This window comes from Erwinia sp. 9145, assembly GCF_000745075.1.
Taxonomy (GTDB): Bacteria; Pseudomonadota; Gammaproteobacteria; order Enterobacterales; family Enterobacteriaceae; genus Erwinia; species Erwinia oleae.
On sequence record NZ_JQNE01000001.1, the window covers coordinates 3,673,812 to 3,691,451 of the forward strand.

Sequence of the window (17,640 nt, forward strand, 5' to 3'; positions counted from 1 at the left end):
GCCCGGCTTCGGACGCCGACGGGAGCAACATAATGAAAACCTTAATCAAAGGCGGCACGCTGGTGGATCACGCAGGCAAATACCGTCAGGATCTGCTTATCGACCGGCAAAAGATAATCCGACGCGATACCGATATTACCAGCGATGCGGACATGGAGGTCATTGACGCGCGCGGTTTACTGGTGATGCCCGGCGGCATCGACGTGCATACCCATTTCAATATTGATGTGGGTATTGCGCAAAGCTGCGATGACTTTTTCAGCGGCACGCGCGCTGCGGCCTGCGGCGGCACAACCACCATTATCGACCATATGGGCTTTGGGCCTGACGGATGCAGTCTGGATCATCAGTTAAAAAAGTATCATCACGACGCGGCTGGTCAGGCCGTCATCGATTACAGTTTTCATGGTGTCATCCAGCACATAGACGACGCCATCCTTGATGCTATTCCGCAGATGGTGCACCAGGAGGGCATCAGCAGTTTTAAATTTTATCTTACCTATAAACATCTGCTTAGCGACGGCGACGTGCTGCGGCTGCTCGCTAAGCTGAAGGAGTGCGGCGCGCTGGCTACCGTGCATCCTGAGAATGACGCATCCATAAAGTGGCGGCTTCAGCAGCTTACGCAACAGGAGAGAGGCGATGCAACGCGGCATCCCTGGAGCCGTCCGGCGGTATGCGAAGCCGAAGCCATTGCCAGAACGCTCAATCTGGCCAGGCTGGCCGGAGATGTCCCGCTCTATATTGTACATCTGTCGAATGGACAGGGGCTGGACTACGTTCGTATGGCGCGCGCGCAGGGGCAGCCGGTTTGGGTGGAAACCTGTCCACAATATCTGCTGCTGGACGACAGCCGCTATCGGCATACCGAGCCGTTGAAATATATGCTTTGTCCGCCACTGCGGCCTCGTTCAGAGCTGGATAAGCTGTGGGTGGGTATCGCCGATGGCGACATTGATACAGTCGCGACCGATCACTGCAATTTTCCTTTTCAGCAGCGGCAGAAGATGGCCTCGACCGATTTTACCCGCTGCCCCAACGGTCTGCCTGGTGTGGAAAATCGCATGCCGCTACTCTTTTCCGAAGGCGTGATGAAAGGGCGTATCAGCCCTTCACGCTTTGTCTCGCTGACCAGTACGCAACCCGCGAAATTGTTTGGCCTGTGGCCGGAAAAAGGCAGTCTTCTGCCCGGCGCCGATGCTGACCTCACTCTTTTTGATCCCCTTGCCAGAAGTGCCATTCGCCACAGCGCGCTGCACGACAGCGGTGATTACTCCCCGTGGGAAGGTTTTGTGTGCGACGGCTGGCCAGTTATCACACTGTCAAAAGGAAAAGTCGTTTGCAGCCACGGACGCTTTATCGGTCGGGCTGGTGATGGAAAATTTTTGTTTCGCAAAGCCTTTGTTAACAGGGAGGAGTCATGAAAAAAAGAATTGTACTGGCGCTCGGCGGCAACGCGCTGGGTAAAGGATTGCCGGAGCAGATGAAGGCGGTGAAAAACACCGCAAAAACGATTGTTGAACTCATAGCCGCCGGGCACGAACTGGTCATTACGCACGGCAATGGCCCGCAGGTTGGCATGATAAATCAGGCATTTGAAGCGGCATCGCGCATTGATGCGGATTCGCCCGCCCTGCCGATGTCGGTTTGCGTAGCGCTGAGCCAGGGCTACATTGGCTACGATCTGCAAAATGCGATCCGTGAGGCGCTGCTCAATGCTGGCATCGATAAAGCCGTTGTGTCGCTGATTACTCAGGTAAAAGTGGACGAGCAGGATGCCGCTTTTCAGCATCCCGATAAGCCGATTGGCAGCTTTGTCTCGCCAGAGGAAGCGCAGAAGCGCATCGCGAAAGGCGAGGTGCTGCGCGAAGATGCCGGTCGCGGTTGGCGGCGGGTGGTGGCTTCCCCGCGACCAACCGAGATCGTAGAAGCAGCTTCAATCAGGGCGCTGCTTGAGGCCGGACAGGTTGTCATTACGGTTGGCGGCGGCGGCATTCCGGTTGTGAGTAAAGGCAACCATCTGCAAGGCGCCAGTGCGGTCATTGATAAAGACTGGGCCAGTGCGATCCTGGCTCGCGATATCAATGCTGATATGTTGATTATTCTGACTGCGGTAGAAAAAGTAGCTATCAACTTTAACCGCCCCGACGAGCGCTGGCTCGACAGCATGACGCCGCAGGAAGCGCGCAGACACATCGCTGATGGCCAGTTTGCGCCCGGCTCGATGCTGCCGAAAGTAGAAGCGGCGCTGTTTTTCGCCGCCGCGGGCAAAGGTTGTCAGGCGTTGATTACTCAGCTGGAAAAAGCCAGAGAAGGCATCGCCGGAGAAACCGGTACGCTCATACAGCAGTAGTCTGTGGCACGGCGGTCAGCAGTTCCAGACCGCCCTGCTCATTTATTTTGTCGTTGCTGCGCTGTCGGTTTACCTGACGATAATGCCGGACAATATCTCCCAGAATGCTGATGGCGATCTCCTCTGGCGTTTCCGCTGCAATATCAATGCCCACAGGCGAATGAAAATGCGCCAGCGCCTCATCGTTCAGCCCTTGCTCGTTTTTAAGCGATTCCCGAAAGCGCCAGGCTTTCCGCCTGCTGGCAAGCAGCCCAAGGTAAGCCAGCGGCCGCGTGACGATCGCCTTCAGCACCTCACTGTCCTGACTGTTAGTCGCAATAATGGCATAGCCTTGCGCATCCAGCGTCAGCTCTTCGATGATGCGGCTATAGCTTTCGCCCCTGATACAGCGGCAATCGGCAGGTAATGCGGGATCGCATAAATTCTTCTCCCAGGTATCGGCAACCACAACAGAAAAACCGAGCGGCTGTGCGGCCTGCGCCACCGCGCGATTAACGTGACCGGCACCGAATAAATAGAGCGCAGGGCGACGCGGATAGACCGCAATGAATACCGTCATGTCGCCGCCGCAGTCCGATCCCACCGCATCCCTACCCTGGCGGGCGAGCCGGGCGTGAAAAAGCTGCGATCTTCCTTCACTCAGCGCCTGTGCGGCCTGCTCAATAGCCAGCCGCTCCATCATTCCGCCACCGATCGTTCCCACTGTTTCTCCCTCTTCGCTGACCAGCATGCTGGCAGAATGACGCGGCGTGGAACCGCGACTCTGCACAATGTGCAATAGCGCGAATGCGCCATTCTGGCGCTGTAACTCTGCTGCCTTTGCAAATAAACCTGACATGATCCTTCTCCCTGTCGATTGTCTGATTAGACATATGCAAGGTTTATACCTCAATTTTAATCATATTTTTCAAATATATATCTCAACCAAGTCGCTGAAATTCTCATATTGAGAAGGGAATTCTTAATTTGCGAACTTATTTGCGCGAGAAGAAGAGAACATCGAAAAGAAATAATTTTCATTTTCAGTTAATTGCGCCGTCGGCGGCGATCTGCCGTCAGGTTTGCGAATCCCGTCACGAAACCTGTTCAAACCGTCGATGCGTTTCTTTCCTGGCGCGGTTGTTGCTTTAGCACTGCAAAATTATTCGCGAAGCAGGTATGCCGAGCGGGATGACTGGAAAACAAAGAGGAGCTTGTTATGGGTGACATTATGCGTCCCATTCCCTTCGGAGAACTCATGACGAGAGTTTGTGCGGAGTATCAGGAAAACCAATCCATATTTGGCATTCCGGAAGAGCATTTTTATCATCGCAATCCTGCCCGGCAGCTATCGCTTTTTGGCGAAACCTGCGACACGGCGGTCGGGCCGGCAGCCGGGCCACATACCCAACTGGCTCAGAATATCATCGTCGCCTGGCTGACCGGCGGCAGTTTTATTGAACTGAAAACGGTGCAGATCCTCGATCGCCTTGAGATTGAAAAGCCCTGTATTGACGCCAGCGATGAGGCGTTCAATACCGAGTGGTCAACGGAGTTTACGCTTACAAAAGCCTGGGACGAGTACCTCAAGGCATGGATGGTGCTGCACCTGCTGGAAGAACTCTACACGCCTCGCCGGCAAGGCCAGGGGCGCTCTTTCATTTTTAATATGAGCGTCGGTTATGACCTGAAAGGGATTAAGCAGCCCCCGATGCAGACCTTTATCAACGAGATGCGTGATGCCAGTAAAAATGAGAAGTTCGCTCGCTACCAGCAGGAGATGAAAACGTTTATCGACCGGGGCGCAGCATTCACTCTGCTGCAAAAAGCCGAACGAACAATGCTGATGACGCTGGTGGACAACATCTCACCTCGCATGGTCAACAGCGTGACGCTCTCCACCATGCATGGCTGTCCGCCGGATGAGATTGAATCCATCTGTCGCTATATGTTGCAGGAGCAAGCGTTGCATACCTATGTAAAACTTAATCCTACGCTGCTGGGCTATGCGCGAGTCAGGGAGATCCTGAGCCATAACGGCTTCGACTATATCTCCTTAAGTGAAGAATCTTTTAGCCACGATCTGCAACCGACGCAGGCGCTGGAAATGCTGGAGCGGCTAATGGCGCTGGGTAAAGCCCGGCAGCGCACCTTTGGCGTAAAACTGACCAATACGCTGGGCGCACGCAACCATAAACATCGTCTGCCTGGCGATGAAATGTATATGTCAGGGCGTGCGCTCTATCCTCTTTCAATCAATGTCGCCGCGTTTCTTTCAGAGCATTTCAACGGACAGCTTCCCATCTCCTATTCGGGCGGAGCCAGCCAGTTTAACATCGCCGATATTTTTGCCACCGGCATCCAGCCAGTTACCATGGCGACCGATCTGCTGAAGCCGGGCGGCTACCTGCGGATGAAAATCTGTGCAGAGAGGCTGGATAAGGGCGAAGGCTGGCGCAGCAACGGCATCGATACTAAAAAGCTGAGAGTGCTGGCAGACGCTTCGCTTACCGCAGAGTGGTCAAAGAAAGCCTGGAAAAGCCGTGATGAAATCGATGCAGGCGGTCCGCTGCCGCTAACCGATTGCTACGTCGCGCCCTGCGTAACCGCCTGCGCCATCAAGCAGGATATTCCGGAATACCTGCGCCTGGCTGGCGAAGGCCGCTACGCGGACGCGCTGGATTTGATTTATCAGCGCAACGCGCTGCCCGCCATTACCGGACATATCTGCGACCATCAGTGTCAGTACAACTGTACGCGCCTCGACTATGACAGCGCACTGAATATCCGTCGGATTAAAAAAATCGCGCTGGAAAAAGGATGGGAAGCCTACCGCCAGCGCTGGCACAAACCTGCGGGTTCCGGCAACCGGCATCCGGTTGCGGTGATTGGTGCTGGTCCGGCGGGTCTTGCCGCCGGCTATTTCCTCGCCCGCGCCGGGCATCCGGTAACGCTTTTTGAACGTGAAGCTGGCGCCGGTGGCGTGGCGAATAATATCGTGCCGCGCTTTCGTATACCCGCCGAACTGATTGAACACGATATTAAGTTTATTGCCGATCATGGTGTCAAATTCATCTATAACTGTGATCCCCATCTGAACATCGATGCGCTTCGCCAGCAGGGTTACACCTACGTCTGCGTGGCAATCGGCGCAGAAAAAAGTAACGTGCTGGCCTTACCGGGCGGCAACCCCCGCGTCATGAAATCCTTTGATTTTCTGCGCGGCTTTAACGATAACCCTGCCGCTTGCGGTATCGGCGGCGATGTTGCCATCGTGGGCGCAGGCAATACCGCGATGGACTGCGCAAGAGCCGCGCTCAGAACGCCTGGCGTCACCTCCGCCACCATTGTCTACCGTCGTGAAGCGGCGGATATGCCCGCCTGGCCGGAGGAGATCGCTGAGGCCACGCATGACGGCGTAAAATTTATGACGCTGGTCAGCCCTGAACGCTTCGAAGCCGATGGCGCGCTTCTGCTACGAGTTATGCAGCCAGGCGAACCCGACGCGGGTGGGCGTCGTCGCCCGCTGGCCACCGATGAAACGCGCATTATCCATTTTGATGCGCTGATCGCCGCCACCGGGGAAAACCCGGACGATACCACCCTGCGCAGACTCGGCCTTTCCGTACCCGCCAACGGCGTGCCGCAGTACGATCCTGATACGCTGGAAACAGATCTTACCAACGTCTTTATGATTGGTGATGTGCAAACCGGCCCGGCCTCAATTGTTTCCGCCATCGGTAGCGCGCGTAAAGCCAGCAACGCCATTCTCAAACGTGAAAATATCCGTTCCGATAAAGATGACAAACGCTGGCTAAACAGCGATCCGATAGCGCTTTACGGTCGAAAAGGGCAGGTTTTTGTTCGCCAGATCAGCAGCGACGAAGACTATGCCCGTCAGGAGTCTGCGCGCTGCCTTGAGTGTAATTACGTCTGCGCGAAGTGCGTCGATGTCTGTCCTAACCGCGCCAATGTCGCGCTGAGCGTACCGAATTTTAAAAGCCGTCAGCAGATCCTGCATCTCGACGCGTTCTGCAATGAATGCGGCAACTGCGCGCAGTTCTGCCCGTGGCAGGGCAAACCCTACAAGGACAAGATCACCGTATTCAGTCTGCCGCAGGACTTCGTTAACAGCAGCAATCCTGGATTTATGGTTGAGCGCGACAGCGTGCAGATCCGCCTGCGCGGTCGTGAATGGATGTTCAACCTGGACAGTGGCGGCAATCTTATCGGTGAGACGCCGGATGAACTACAGGAAATGGCAGCCATCATCAGCTACACCCGTCAGCATCATCCCTATCTGCTTGGACACGTGGAGGAATAATCATGCTGTTACTCAGGAATTGCACTGCCGTTCAGTTCGAACCCTGTCGGGTGGAGCAGGACATCGATATTGTTATTGAAGGCGAAAAAATTGTCGACACGGGCAGCAATCTGGCCGCGCGTTATCCGCAGGCCGAAATCAAGGATATGCGGCACCGTCTGGTGATGCCGGGGCTGGTTTGTGCACATAATCACTTTTACTCCGGGCTTTCCCGCGGCATTCTTGCCCCCATCGCGCCCTGCCCGGATTTCATTTCAACCTTAAAAAACCTCTGGTGGCGTCTCGATCGCGTACTTGATGAAGAGTCTCTTTATTACAGCGGACTGATCTGCTCGCTGGAGGCGATTAAACACGGCTGTACGGCGGTCATCGATCATCATGCCTCGCCAAACCTGATTAAAGGTTCACTGGCTACGCTACACCGTGGTTTTGTTGAGGCCGGCCTGCGTGGCATGACCTGTTTTGAAACGACCGATCGCAACGGCGGCCTGAAAGAGCTTGAAGCTGGCGTGGAGGAAAATATCGCGTTCGCGCAGTTGGTCAAAAATAATCCTCGCGGCGGTCTGGTCAGGGCGCATCTGGGTGCTCATGCGCCCTTTACGTTACCGGATGCGGGTCTGGATATGCTGAAAGAGGCGCAACGCCAAACCGGGTGTGGCCTGCATATCCACGTCGCGGAGGATCGCTATGATGTGTCGCACAGCCATCACCATTATGGTCTCGATCCCATTAAGCGGCTCGATAAATTCGGACTGCTTGATGAGAAAACCGTCATCGCTCATGCGTTGTGGCTTCAGCCTGACGAAATCAGCCTGCTTAATCAGCGCGGTGCCTGCCTTGCGCACAACGCCCGTTCAAATATGAATAATAACGTCGGCTATAACGCGCACCTTCCTGATTACACTCTGGCCGCGCTGGGCACAGACGGCATCGGCGCAGACATGTTTGAAGAGCTTAAATTTGCCTGGTTCAAACACCGCGATGCTGGTGGCCCGCTTTGGCCAGACAGCTTCCTGCGCATGCTTTACAACGGCAATGTGATCCTTGAACGCAACTTCGATGCGAAATTCGGCAGGCTGGAGGCGAACTACATGGCCGACCTCACCATTTGCGACTACGTATCGCCCACACCCTTACTGAGTGACAATCTTGCCGGTCACCTGGCCTTCGGCATGGACAGCAGTTCGGTGAACAGCGTTATGGTCGCGGGCAAAATGGTTTATGAAAACCGCACTTTTCCCTTTGATGTCGAGCCGTTATACACCAGTGCGCGTAAGGCAGCTGGCGAGCTATGGAAAAGAATGGCCGCCCTTGACTAATACCCGTCTGCGTCCATTCAGGGCGCGAATACATTCGTCGGATGATGGTCATGCGTCTGAATCGGACAGGGAGGCAACCCGCCTTCGAATCGTAGCCGGAAATCCCCTCTTTTCGGCCGTAATGGAGAAATGTATTAATGAACGCTTCAACTTCTGATATGACAGCCGAGGCTGCCCGGTCATTGCCGGTGGATGAGATTCTGCCGATGAGCCAGATGATCCTCTACGGGCTTCAGCACGTGCTGGTGATGTACGCGGGCGCGGTGGCCGTACCGCTGGTTATCGGCGCGGCGCTTGACCTCTCCAACGACCAGATAGTGCTGCTAATCAGCAGCGATCTCTTCGTTTGCGGTGCCGCCACGCTGCTGCAAACGCTGGGCGTCAGCCGCTGGCTGGGCTGCCGTTTGCCGGTGGTACAGGGCTGTACCTTTGCCGCCCTCATCCCGATGGTTCTTATCGGCAAAGAGTATGGCATGGGCGGGATCTCCGGCGCGGTAATGGTTGCAGGGGCATTTACACTGCTTTGCGCCCCGTGGTTTTCCAAACTCGTTCGCTTTTTTCCAAAGGTGGTCATGGGATCGATCGTTACCCTGATAGGGCTGTCGATTATGCCGGTTGCGGGCGGTTGGATCGGCGGTGGCAGCAGCGAAACAGAGGAGTTTGGCAATATTCTTTCTCTTGCGCTGGCTTCGCTAACGCTGATCGTTATCCTCAATATCTATACGTTTGCGTCGGGGCTGATTAAAAACGTCGCCGTGCTGATTGGCCTGATCATCGGTTCCACCGTTTGGTATCTTGTGGACACGCTGGATTTCAGTCAGGTGTCGGTTGCACCCTGGCTAAACCTGCCCAGACCGCTCTATTTCTCTACGCCTGAGTTCCACCTCGTGCCCATTTTTTTACTCTCCATGGTGATGGTCGTCGTCATGGTCGAAACCATGTCGTCAATGATGGCAACGGGGGAGATCGTCGGCCGCAAAGCCGAAAGCGAAACGCTCAGGAAGGGGTTGCTGGCCTGTGGCCTGGCGACCTTCAGCGGCAGTTTTTTTAATCTTTTCCCCTATGCTGCCTTCGCACAAAACGTCGGGCTGATTAACCTTACTGGCGTAAAGAGCCGCTTTGTTGTCGCCGTTTCAGGGGCGATGCTGATCCTGATGGGCCTTTTCGCCAAGCTCGCGGCGCTGGTGGTGATTATCCCTAAGCCGGTACTGGGCGGCGCGGGCGTGGTGATGTTTGGCATGGTGGCGGTGTCCGGCATACGTTCGCTGGGGCAGGTTAACTATCGTAATAACAATAACGGTATGGTCGTCGCGCTGACGTTGGGTATCGGACTAATGCCGGTACTGGTGCCCAGCCTGTTCCATCAACTCCCCGAACTGGCAAAAATGTTCCTGCACAGCGGCATTACCCTGGGAACCAGCGTGGCAATTGTGGCGAACCTGATCCTTAACGGCAAAGGGAAAAAGCAGGCGGACTGCGTGTGTCAGCCGGATGCACAGACAGATGCCACAGAAACCACTGCCGCCCGTCGGGTCGCAGTAAAAACCGCACGGGTCTGGCTGCTGATGCGCCGCGCCAAAACCACCCAGCAGAAACGACGCGACCTCTGATGATATCAGCCTGCCGCCGGCGTGGCGCGCCGAAGCCGCCACGTCAGCACCATGGCCACGCAGACCAGCAGACCGCTCAACAGATAGATTACCGGTACGCCGAGCCAGCTCATTACCAACCCAGCGACCGGCCCGGTAATTCCCAGCGAGAGATCCATAAATGCGGTATACGTTGCCAGCGCGCTGCCCTGATTCTGTGGCGGCACCGCTTTCACCGCGACGACGCCAACGGCAGGGAACACCAGCGAGAAGCCTGCGCCAGTGAGAAACGCGCCCAGCTTCGCCACCCACGGATCGCCCGCGCCCCATACCAGAAACAGCCCCACGGCTTCGACGGCAAAGCACACCAGCGCAACCATCAGGCCGCCGTGGCGGTTGATCGCGTTCGGAAACAGCAGCCGCGTTCCCACAAACGCGCCGCTAAACAGCGTCAGCGCCCAGGCGGCCCCCTCCCAGCCTTTTGCCTGATAGAACAGCGTAATAAAGGTGGCGATAACGCCAAACCCCGCCGATCCCATCGCCAGGATCACACCATAGCCCCAAATGCGGCCCAGCACGGCACGGAACGGGAGCTGTTTGCCCTTACTGCTTTTGACGTTTTCACGCGGCAGTGCCAGCAGAATAGCCGCCAGCGCAATAACGATAATGATGCCGGAAAGCAGCAGCAGGCCGCCCCAATGATAGATTGCCACGCCGAGCGGCGCGCCAATCGCCATTGCGCCGTAGGTAAAGATGCCGTTCCAGGAAATCACCCGGCCAATATGCAGCGAGCCCACCACGCCAACGCCCCACAGGGTGGAGCCGGTGCCCGCAAAACTCTGGCCCGCGCCCAAAATTATCCTGCCGATACAGATAAAAATCAGGCCCAGAACCGGCGTGCTGTCGCCGAGCGCGCCCAGCGCATAAAAAACGCCGCTGAGTAAGGGGCCAAACAGACCGAGGATCACCACTTTTTTCGGCCCCCAGCGATCGGCCATTCGGCCGGAATGCGGTCGGGTGAGCAGCGTGGCGAAGTATTGCAAACTGATGGCAAGACCCGCCCAGAAAGTGCTGAAACCCATTACGTCGTGCACGTAACCGGGCAAAACCGCCAGCGGCAGCCCAATGGTCATATAGCTGGCGAAGTTAAAAATCACTACGGAAATAATACGCAGGTTCAGGCGTAATCCGCTCAGCGCAGGCTCCGTATCAGGTTGTTCAGGCATGAAAATCAGTACGCTATTGGACAGAGATGAGTGTTAACTATACCTGGTTTTGCCGAAAAAAGATCGCACCACGTGGTGACAAATATCGGTCAACGTCAGCGAACTCTTTAAATTTCGTCGCGTAAGCGTATGAATGCGCTAGACTTGATGAGCGAATTGGCGCATCGGAGGCGGAATGAGTGAATTACAGCAGGAGAAGATAGGGCAGAACATGTTGCTGAAGCTGGCGACGCTGGTAGTCATTCTGGCGGGTATCAAGGCAGCGTCGGAGATCATGGTGCCGTTTTTACTGGCGATGTTTCTGGCCATTGTACTGAATCCGCTGGTCACAATACTGATGCGGCGCGGCGTCAAACGGGTGATAGCCGTGACGCTGGTGGTGGTTGCCGTACTGATTTTTATTGCCCTGCTGGTGGCGATGATTGCCGGTTCGGTCAGTGAATTCAGCGATATTTATCCACAGCTCAGTACGCAGGTGGAACGCAAGCTGGCGATTTTGCAGCATTTTGCTTCGCCCTTTCACATTAACCTTTCCACCACGCGACTGGCTGACCGACTTGGCCCCGATTCAGTGATGAATATGGCGGGCGCAGTGCTGAGCCAGTTTTCCGGGGTCATGACCAATATCGTGCTGGTGCTGACCACGGTGATCTTTATGCTGTTTGAGGTGCATCATCTGCCCTACAAACTGCGTTTCGCGCTGGTTAACCCGAAAATCCGCATTGCCGGTTTACACAAGGCTTTAAAAGGCGTAACCCATTATCTGGCCTTAAAAACGCTGATCAGCCTGATCAACGGCCTTTCAGTCTGGCTGGTGCTGTTCCTGCTGGGCATAAAATTCGCGCTGCTGTGGGCCGTAGTCGCCTTTGCGATGAACTACATTCCGAATATTGGCCCGATTATCGCCGGCGTGCCGCCGTTTCTTCAGGCGCTTCTGCTGAACAGCGTTTACGACGCCACGCTGGTTGCCACCCTGTTTATCGCCATTCATATGGTCTTTGGCAATCTGCTTGAGCCACGGCTGATGGGACGAGGGCTGGGACTCTCGAGCCTGGTGGTGTTTCTGTCGCTGCTGTTCTGGGGGTGGTTGCTCGGCCCGGTCGGCATGCTGCTCTCCGTGCCGCTCACCTGCGTCTGCAAAATTTTGATGGAAACCACGCCGGGCGGCAGCAAGCTGGCGATCCTGCTCGGCAACGGCAGGCCACGCGCCAATAAGCGCCTGACGAAATAACCGTTACGTCTCGCTGAATAAGCGATCGTAGACGTGCTGGAGATGGTTTTCCATGCACTGCCGGGCAAGCACCGGATCGCGCGCGGCGATAGCCCGCGCGATGCTGTCGTGATCCTGATTCATCACTCGCGGAAAGTCGTTTTCCGCATAGTGACTTTCCAGCCGAATAAAGTGTGAGCTTTTTCGCTTATTCCACAGATATTCCATCATCTCCGCCAGCAGCTCGTTGCCGGTCATTTCAGCAATTAACAAATGAAAGCGCTTGTCTTCATGGAGAAATTTTTCATCGTTGATATTTAAGCCCGTTAAATCCTGCGCAAGTTCATGCAGTCTCGCGCGCTGATCGTCTGTGCCGTTGCGCGCCGCCAGTTCGGCAGTCATCCCTTCGTAGATCTTCCTCGCGTTGAGCAGAGCCTTCAGGCTGAACGCTTCGTCAACAGGCGTGACGTCCGCCTGCGGCAGCGGACTGGCGACAAACACACCGTTGCCGGTACGAATTTCCACCCAGCCGGTAATTTCCAGCGCGATCAGCGCTTCACGCACGGAAGAGCGGCTAACGCCCAGTTGCCTGGCCAGTTCGCGCTCCGGCGGCAGCATCGCGCCAGGCAAAAACTGCCCTTTGTGAATGCAGCTAATCAGCAGCGCGGAGATCTGCCGATAGAGTCTTTCGGGTTTAAGCGTCGGTAATTCCATATCTGACTGCTCCTGCCATGCGATTTGGCAGGCAGCTTAGCACAGGGTTCTGCCCTTTTTGAGGCTGCTGCTGGCTAAAAGCTGCGATCGGTATCACGGCGCTGAACGTCGTTACGTTCTATTCTTGGTCCAGCGGCCTGACCACCGGGCCAATATTTGCGAGGAGTGAGTTTATGGAACACACATGGCGCTGGTACGGCCCAAACGATCCTGTGTCGCTGGATGATGCGCGCCAGGCGGGGGCAACCGGCATCGTCACTGCCCTTCATCATATTCCCAACGGCGAGGTCTGGCCCATCGAAGAAATCAGGGCGCGTCAGGCGCTGCTGGCGGAAAAAGGTCTGGTGTGGTCAGTGGTGGAGAGTATTCCCGTCCATGAGTCAATCAAGACCCGACGTGGCGATTACCAACGCTACATCGCTAACTATCAGCAGTCGATTCGTCACCTTGGCGCCTGCGGCGTGGATACCGTTTGCTACAACTTTATGCCCGTGCTGGACTGGACGCGCACCGATCTGGCCTGGGAACTGCCGGATGGCGCGAAGGCGCTGCGCTTCGATCACATCGCCTTTGCCGCCTTCGAACTGCACATTCTGAAACGTCCCGGCGCGGCGCAGGATTACGATGCGCAGGAGCAGAAAGAGGCGGCGGATTACTTCGCGGCCATGACGCCGGACGCGGTAGAGACGCTGACGCGCAACATCATTGCCGGACTGCCGGGCGCAGAAGAGGGCTATACGCTGGCGCAGTTTCAGGCGCAGCTTTCGCAGTACGACGGCATCGACAAAGCCGGGCTGCGCGAGAGCATGGCTGAATTTTTACGCGCCGTGGTGCCGGTGGCGGAAGAGGCGGGCATCGTGCTGGCGGTGCATCCTGACGATCCGCCGCGTCCGATCCTCGGCCTGCCGCGCATCGTCTCAACGTTTGACGATATGCAGTGGCTGAAGGCGACGGTCGACAGCATTCATAACGGCTTTACCTTTTGTACCGGCTCGTATGGCGTCCGCGCGGACAACGATCTGGTGCAAATGGCCAGCGCCTTTGCCGATCGCATTCACTTTGCGCACCTGCGTTCGACGCTACGCGAGGCCAACCCGAAGAGCTTTCATGAGGCGGCGCACCTGGAGGGCGACGTCGATATGGTCGGCGTGGTCAAGGTGATTCTGGCCGAAGAGCAGCGTCGTCGCCAGCGGGGCAGCCAGCGTCCAATCCCGATGCGTCCTGACCACGGGCATCAGATGCTGGACGATCTGCATAAGAAAACCAATCCTGGCTACTCGGCGATTGGTCGGCTGAAAGGGCTGGCAGAGGTGCGCGGCGTGGAGCTGGCGCTGCGCCAGACGTTCTTTAACGCGTAGCGCTGACGGGCGCCCGTTTTTTATTACCTTCAGCCACGTTGCATATCAATGACAAAGCGATAGCGCACGTCGCCTTTCTCCAGACGCGCCAGCACGCTGTTGATATCACGTATCGCGACAACCTCTACATCCGCCACAATATTATGCTGCTGGCAGAAGGCCAGCATCGCGCGAGTGTCCTTCGTTCCCGCCGCGCCTGAACTGGCGAGGCGACGGCGGCCCATTGCCAGCGCGATGGGCTGCAAATCAAAATATGGTGGAATACCCAGCGAGCAGAGCGTCGCATCCAGCTTCAGCGCGTGGATCATCGGCGTCAAAGGATAGCTGCGCGAAACCGTATCCAGAATAAAATCGAAGCGCAGCCGCTGCGCCGCCATCTGCTTTTCATCCGTTGACAACACCACCTCGTGCGCCCCCAACGCCAGCGCCTGCTCGCGCTTTTGTGCCGAGGTGGTAAAAGCCACAACATGCGCGCCCATGGCGCGGGCGAACTTTATCGCCAGATGGCCCAGGCCGCCGATACCAACGATGCCAACGACGCTGCCCTCGCCTGCTTGCCAGTGGCGCAGCGGCGCAAACGTGGTGACCCCCGCGCACAGCAACGGCGCCGCACCAGCCGGATCCAGCCCCTCAGGGAGCGGATAAACAAAATGCTCATCGGCGACGTAATAATCGGAATAGCCGCCCCGCGTCAGGCTGCCGTCAACGCGGTCGTGTCCATCGTAGGTGGTAACAGGAAATTCGTAGCAGTAGGTTTCCTCCTGCTGCCGGCAGTGCGGACAGACGCGGCAAGAATCGATAATAGTGCCGATCATCACTCTGTCACCCGCTTTGAAACGCGTCACCGCGCTGCCGACTTCCGTCACTTCACCAACGATCTCGTGCCCCGGCACCAGCGGGTAGTTCTTTCCCCACTCGTGTATGGCGTGCAGATCGCTGTGGCATACGCCGCTATAAAGAACATTCATCGCCACATCGTGTTCCCGCAATGCACGACGTTCGAACGTCCAGGGCACCAGTTTTCCACCGCGTTCTAGAGCAGCATAGCCGACGGTCTGACGGGGACTTTTTATCGCCTTTACCTGGTTACTCATTGTTATCTCTCAAGGTGGGGTTTACAATTTTTCAAATCTGTAAAGACACTAGCCTGGCTTTACATATTACGTCAAGTGTAAAGGTGTAAATAAATCGATATGGACAGTAAAGACCAAAAAATTCTTGATGCTTCGCTGGCGCTTTTTCTGCGGCATGGCTATCGCAAAGTGACAATGAGTGATATTGCTCAGGCCAGCGAAATGTCACGCCCCTCGCTCTATGCCTCCTTTAGCAATAAAGAAGGCATTTTCTCCGCGCTGGTCGCGCGCCAGCAGCGCCGTAACGGCCTTGCGACAGCAGAACGCCTTCCCGCCGCCAGTGGCCTGCATGCGCAGCTGGCCTGCCTGTTTGATATCTGGCTGATTGGACCGGTAATGTCAGTGCTGGGATCGGAGAATGCGACAGATTTGATCGTTAACTGCCAGGCATGGGCGCCCGACGCCACCCGGGCAATGCACGCGGAATTTGAACAGGCGTTGAAAACCGTGCTGGCGCCCAACCTGACGGGTAATCCCTATATTACGGCTGACGATATGGCCTTCATCCTGCGCACCGCCACGACCAGCCTGAAAGCATCCGTTGAAAATGAACCGCACCTGCGGCGGATGGTGAGTGGGCTGATTGCCATGGCGGTGGCCACCGTGGAAAAAAACGGCTCTGAAAAAAAATAAACTTATGAATTCGCAATGAAATCCCGGTTATCTGTTTTTTAAAAATTCAATAATTTCCGGTAGAAATTATGTTACGTGCTTAAGTAACGATATACTGAGCAACGTCAGCGACAGGTTAAAAGGCGCGAACGCCCGCTAAATATTGCTGTCGGCAGGATGGCAGACCTGGAAGCTATTATGTGCGTTGTCTCATATTTTCAAGACGACAGATGAACGCAGTTCCCATTGGAAAACAGAAAACTACAGGGTGTTTTATATGAAGCTACGTAGGAAGCGTGTTAAGCCGATTGGCTTAAAAGACGTAACGATCATTGATGATGCCAGGTTACGCAAGGCGATTACCGCTGCTTCGCTCGGTAACGCCATGGAGTGGTTCGACTTTGGTGTGTATGGGTTTGTGGCTTACGCATTGGGCCAGGTCTTTTTTCCGGGTGCCGACCCCGGCGTCCAGATGATCGCCGCTCTGGCGACGTTCTCGGTTCCTTTCTTAATCCGTCCACTGGGTGGGCTGTTTTTTGGCGCGCTGGGCGACAAATATGGTCGCCAAAAAATCCTTTCGATAACCATTGTGATTATGTCGATCAGCACGTTCTGTATCGGCCTGATCCCCTCCCACGCCTCGATCGGTATCTGGGCGCCCATCCTGCTGCTGCTGTGTAAAATGGCGCAGGGCTTTTCCGTAGGCGGCGAATATACCGGTGCGTCAATTTTTGTGGCGGAGTACTCGCCCGATCGCAAACGTGGCTTTATGGGGAGCTGGCTGGACTTTGGCTCAATCGCCGGCTTTGTGCTTGGCGCGGGGCTGGTGGTACTTATCTCGACCGTAGTGGGTGAGGCAAACTTCCTCAGCTGGGGATGGCGTATCCCGTTCTTTGTTGCGCTGCCGCTGGGGATTATCGGGCTTTATCTGCGCCACGCGCTGGAAGAAACGCCTGCGTTCCAACAGCACGTTGATAAGCTTGAACAGGGCGATCGCGAAGGGCTGACCGACGGGCCGAAAGTCTCCTTTAAGGAGATCGCCACTAAACACTGGCGCAGCCTGCTGGTGTGTGTCGGCCTGGTGATTTCTACCAACGTCACCTATTACATGCTGCTGACCTACATGCCAAGTTATCTTTCGCACAACCTGCACTACCCGGAAGATCATGGCGTGCTGATCATTATCGCCATTATGATTGGTATGCTGTTTGTACAGCCGGTAATGGGCATGATGAGCGATAAGTTTGGCCGTAAGCCTTTCGTTATCATCGGCAGCATCGCGCTGCTGCTTCTGGCGATCCCATGCTTCATGCTGATTAACAGCAACGTTATGGGCCTGATTTTTGCCGGTCTGCTGGTGCTGGCGGTGATCCTCAACTGTTTCACCGGCGTGATGGCCTCGACGCTGCCAGCAATGTTCCCCACGCATATTCGCTACAGCGCATTAGCCAGCGCCTTTAACATTTCGGTACTGGTTGCGGGCCTGACGCCGACCCTGGCAGCATGGCTGGTTGAATCATCCGGTAGCCTGTATATGCCCGCCTATTATCTGATGGTGGTGGCGGTAATAGGCCTGATCACCGGCTTGACGATGAAAGAGACGGCCAATAAGCCATTACGCGGTGCAACGCCGGCAGCTTCCGATATGGCCGAGGCGCGCGAAATATTGCAGGAGCATCACGATAACATTGAGAACAAGATTGAGGATATCAATGAGAAGATTGCCGAGCTGGAAGAGAAGCGTAAGCATCTGATCAATCAGCATCCCAACATTAACGAATAGCCAGAAAGCGAAAAGCCCGCGACAGTCGCGGGCTTTTTTT

At 55.8% G+C, this 17,640-nt stretch carries 13 protein-coding genes; 9 read left to right on the plus strand and 4 right to left on the minus strand.

Annotated features, from left to right (window positions below):
• Positions 1-32: 32 nt before the first annotated feature.
• Complete coding sequence (gene hydA, locus FA91_RS17390; protein WP_034917765.1) at positions 33-1,424, plus strand: dihydropyrimidinase; 1,392 nt, start codon at positions 33-35, stop codon at positions 1,422-1,424.
• Entirely contained in the window at positions 1,421-2,353 is a 933-nt protein-coding gene (gene arcC, locus FA91_RS17395) for a carbamate kinase (RefSeq protein WP_034917769.1), read from the plus strand. Before hydA ends, arcC begins: the two co-directional genes overlap by 4 nt.
• Here arcC and FA91_RS17400 read toward each other — a convergent pair.
• A complete protein-coding gene (locus FA91_RS17400) occupies positions 2,340-3,191 on the minus strand; it encodes an XdhC family protein (protein WP_051937260.1) in 852 nt (283 codons plus the stop codon). The two genes, arcC and FA91_RS17400, sit on opposite strands and share 14 nt — an antisense overlap.
• Before the next feature lie 360 nt (positions 3,192-3,551).
• Here FA91_RS17400 and ygfK point away from each other — a divergent pair, with 360 nt between their 5' ends.
• From ygfK to FA91_RS17415, 3 genes are all read left to right on the plus strand, one after another.
• Entirely contained in the window at positions 3,552-6,656 is a 3,105-nt protein-coding gene (gene ygfK / locus FA91_RS17405; RefSeq protein WP_034917771.1) for a putative selenate reductase subunit YgfK, read from the plus strand.
• Between the two features lie 2 nt (positions 6,657-6,658).
• Positions 6,659-7,975: a putative aminohydrolase SsnA gene (ssnA, locus tag FA91_RS17410; RefSeq protein WP_034917774.1), complete on the plus strand. Its 1,317-nt coding sequence runs from the start codon at positions 6,659-6,661 to the stop codon at positions 7,973-7,975.
• A gap of 137 nt (positions 7,976-8,112) precedes the next feature.
• Complete coding sequence (locus tag FA91_RS17415) at positions 8,113-9,585, plus strand: nucleobase:cation symporter-2 family protein (protein ID WP_051937262.1); 1,473 nt, start codon at positions 8,113-8,115, stop codon at positions 9,583-9,585.
• Positions 9,586-9,590: 5 nt separating this feature from the next.
• Here the strand turns inward: FA91_RS17415 and FA91_RS17420 are convergent, their stop codons facing one another.
• On the minus strand, positions 9,591-10,790 hold the full coding sequence (locus FA91_RS17420) for an MFS transporter (RefSeq protein WP_034917777.1): 1,200 nt from the start codon (positions 10,788-10,790) through the stop codon (positions 9,591-9,593).
• Positions 10,791-10,965: 175 nt separating this feature from the next.
• On the opposite strand from FA91_RS17420, the gene FA91_RS17425 reads away from it, so the two are divergent.
• On the plus strand, positions 10,966-12,021 hold the full coding sequence (locus FA91_RS17425) for an AI-2E family transporter (RefSeq protein ID WP_034917779.1): 1,056 nt from the start codon (positions 10,966-10,968) through the stop codon (positions 12,019-12,021).
• A gap of 3 nt (positions 12,022-12,024) precedes the next feature.
• On the opposite strand, the gene FA91_RS17430 is transcribed toward FA91_RS17425, so the two are convergent.
• Complete coding sequence (locus FA91_RS17430) at positions 12,025-12,714, minus strand: FadR/GntR family transcriptional regulator (protein ID WP_034917782.1); 690 nt, start codon at positions 12,712-12,714, stop codon at positions 12,025-12,027.
• 173 nt (positions 12,715-12,887) lie between these two features.
• On the opposite strand from FA91_RS17430, the gene uxuA reads away from it, so the two are divergent.
• Positions 12,888-14,072, plus strand: coding sequence for a mannonate dehydratase (gene uxuA, locus FA91_RS17435; protein WP_034917784.1), 1,185 nt, complete (start codon positions 12,888-12,890; stop codon positions 14,070-14,072).
• A gap of 29 nt (positions 14,073-14,101) precedes the next feature.
• Here the strand turns inward: uxuA and FA91_RS17440 are convergent, their stop codons facing one another.
• Positions 14,102-15,166 (minus strand): NAD(P)-dependent alcohol dehydrogenase, encoded by a 1,065-nt coding sequence (locus FA91_RS17440; protein WP_051937264.1) that lies wholly within the window; start codon positions 15,164-15,166, stop codon positions 14,102-14,104.
• Positions 15,167-15,265: 99 nt separating this feature from the next.
• Here FA91_RS17440 and FA91_RS20165 point away from each other — a divergent pair, with 99 nt between their 5' ends.
• Positions 15,266-15,838, plus strand: a complete 573-nt coding sequence (locus FA91_RS20165; protein WP_051937266.1) for a TetR/AcrR family transcriptional regulator — start codon at positions 15,266-15,268, stop codon at positions 15,836-15,838.
• Positions 15,839-16,094: 256 nt separating this feature from the next.
• Positions 16,095-17,600, plus strand: a complete 1,506-nt coding sequence (gene proP / locus FA91_RS17450; protein WP_034919489.1) for a glycine betaine/L-proline transporter ProP — start codon at positions 16,095-16,097, stop codon at positions 17,598-17,600.
• The last annotated feature ends 40 nt before the right edge of the window (positions 17,601-17,640 follow it).

Excerpts from the sequence above, each read along its gene's own strand:
- FA91_RS17430 (WP_034917782.1), bottom strand. The coding sequence starts at position 12,714 with ATGGAATTACCGACGCTTAAACCCGAAAGACTCTATCGGCAGATCTCC.
- FA91_RS17415 (WP_051937262.1), top strand. The coding sequence starts at position 8,113 with ATGAACGCTTCAACTTCTGATATGACAGCCGAGGCTGCCCGGTCATTG.
- proP (WP_034919489.1), top strand. The coding sequence starts at position 16,095 with ATGAAGCTACGTAGGAAGCGTGTTAAGCCGATTGGCTTAAAAGACGTA.
- uxuA (WP_034917784.1), top strand. The coding sequence starts at position 12,888 with ATGGAACACACATGGCGCTGGTACGGCCCAAACGATCCTGTGTCGCTG.
- FA91_RS20165 (WP_051937266.1), top strand. The coding sequence starts at position 15,266 with ATGGACAGTAAAGACCAAAAAATTCTTGATGCTTCGCTGGCGCTTTTT.
- arcC (WP_034917769.1), top strand. The coding sequence starts at position 1,421 with ATGAAAAAAAGAATTGTACTGGCGCTCGGCGGCAACGCGCTGGGTAAA.
- FA91_RS17425 (WP_034917779.1), top strand. The coding sequence starts at position 10,966 with ATGAGTGAATTACAGCAGGAGAAGATAGGGCAGAACATGTTGCTGAAG.
- ygfK (WP_034917771.1), top strand. The coding sequence starts at position 3,552 with ATGGGTGACATTATGCGTCCCATTCCCTTCGGAGAACTCATGACGAGA.
- FA91_RS17420 (WP_034917777.1), bottom strand. The coding sequence starts at position 10,790 with ATGCCTGAACAACCTGATACGGAGCCTGCGCTGAGCGGATTACGCCTG.
- FA91_RS17400 (WP_051937260.1), bottom strand. The coding sequence starts at position 3,191 with ATGTCAGGTTTATTTGCAAAGGCAGCAGAGTTACAGCGCCAGAATGGC.
- FA91_RS17440 (WP_051937264.1), bottom strand. The coding sequence starts at position 15,166 with ATGAGTAACCAGGTAAAGGCGATAAAAAGTCCCCGTCAGACCGTCGGC.
- hydA (WP_034917765.1), top strand. The coding sequence starts at position 33 with ATGAAAACCTTAATCAAAGGCGGCACGCTGGTGGATCACGCAGGCAAA.
- ssnA (WP_034917774.1), top strand. The coding sequence starts at position 6,659 with ATGCTGTTACTCAGGAATTGCACTGCCGTTCAGTTCGAACCCTGTCGG.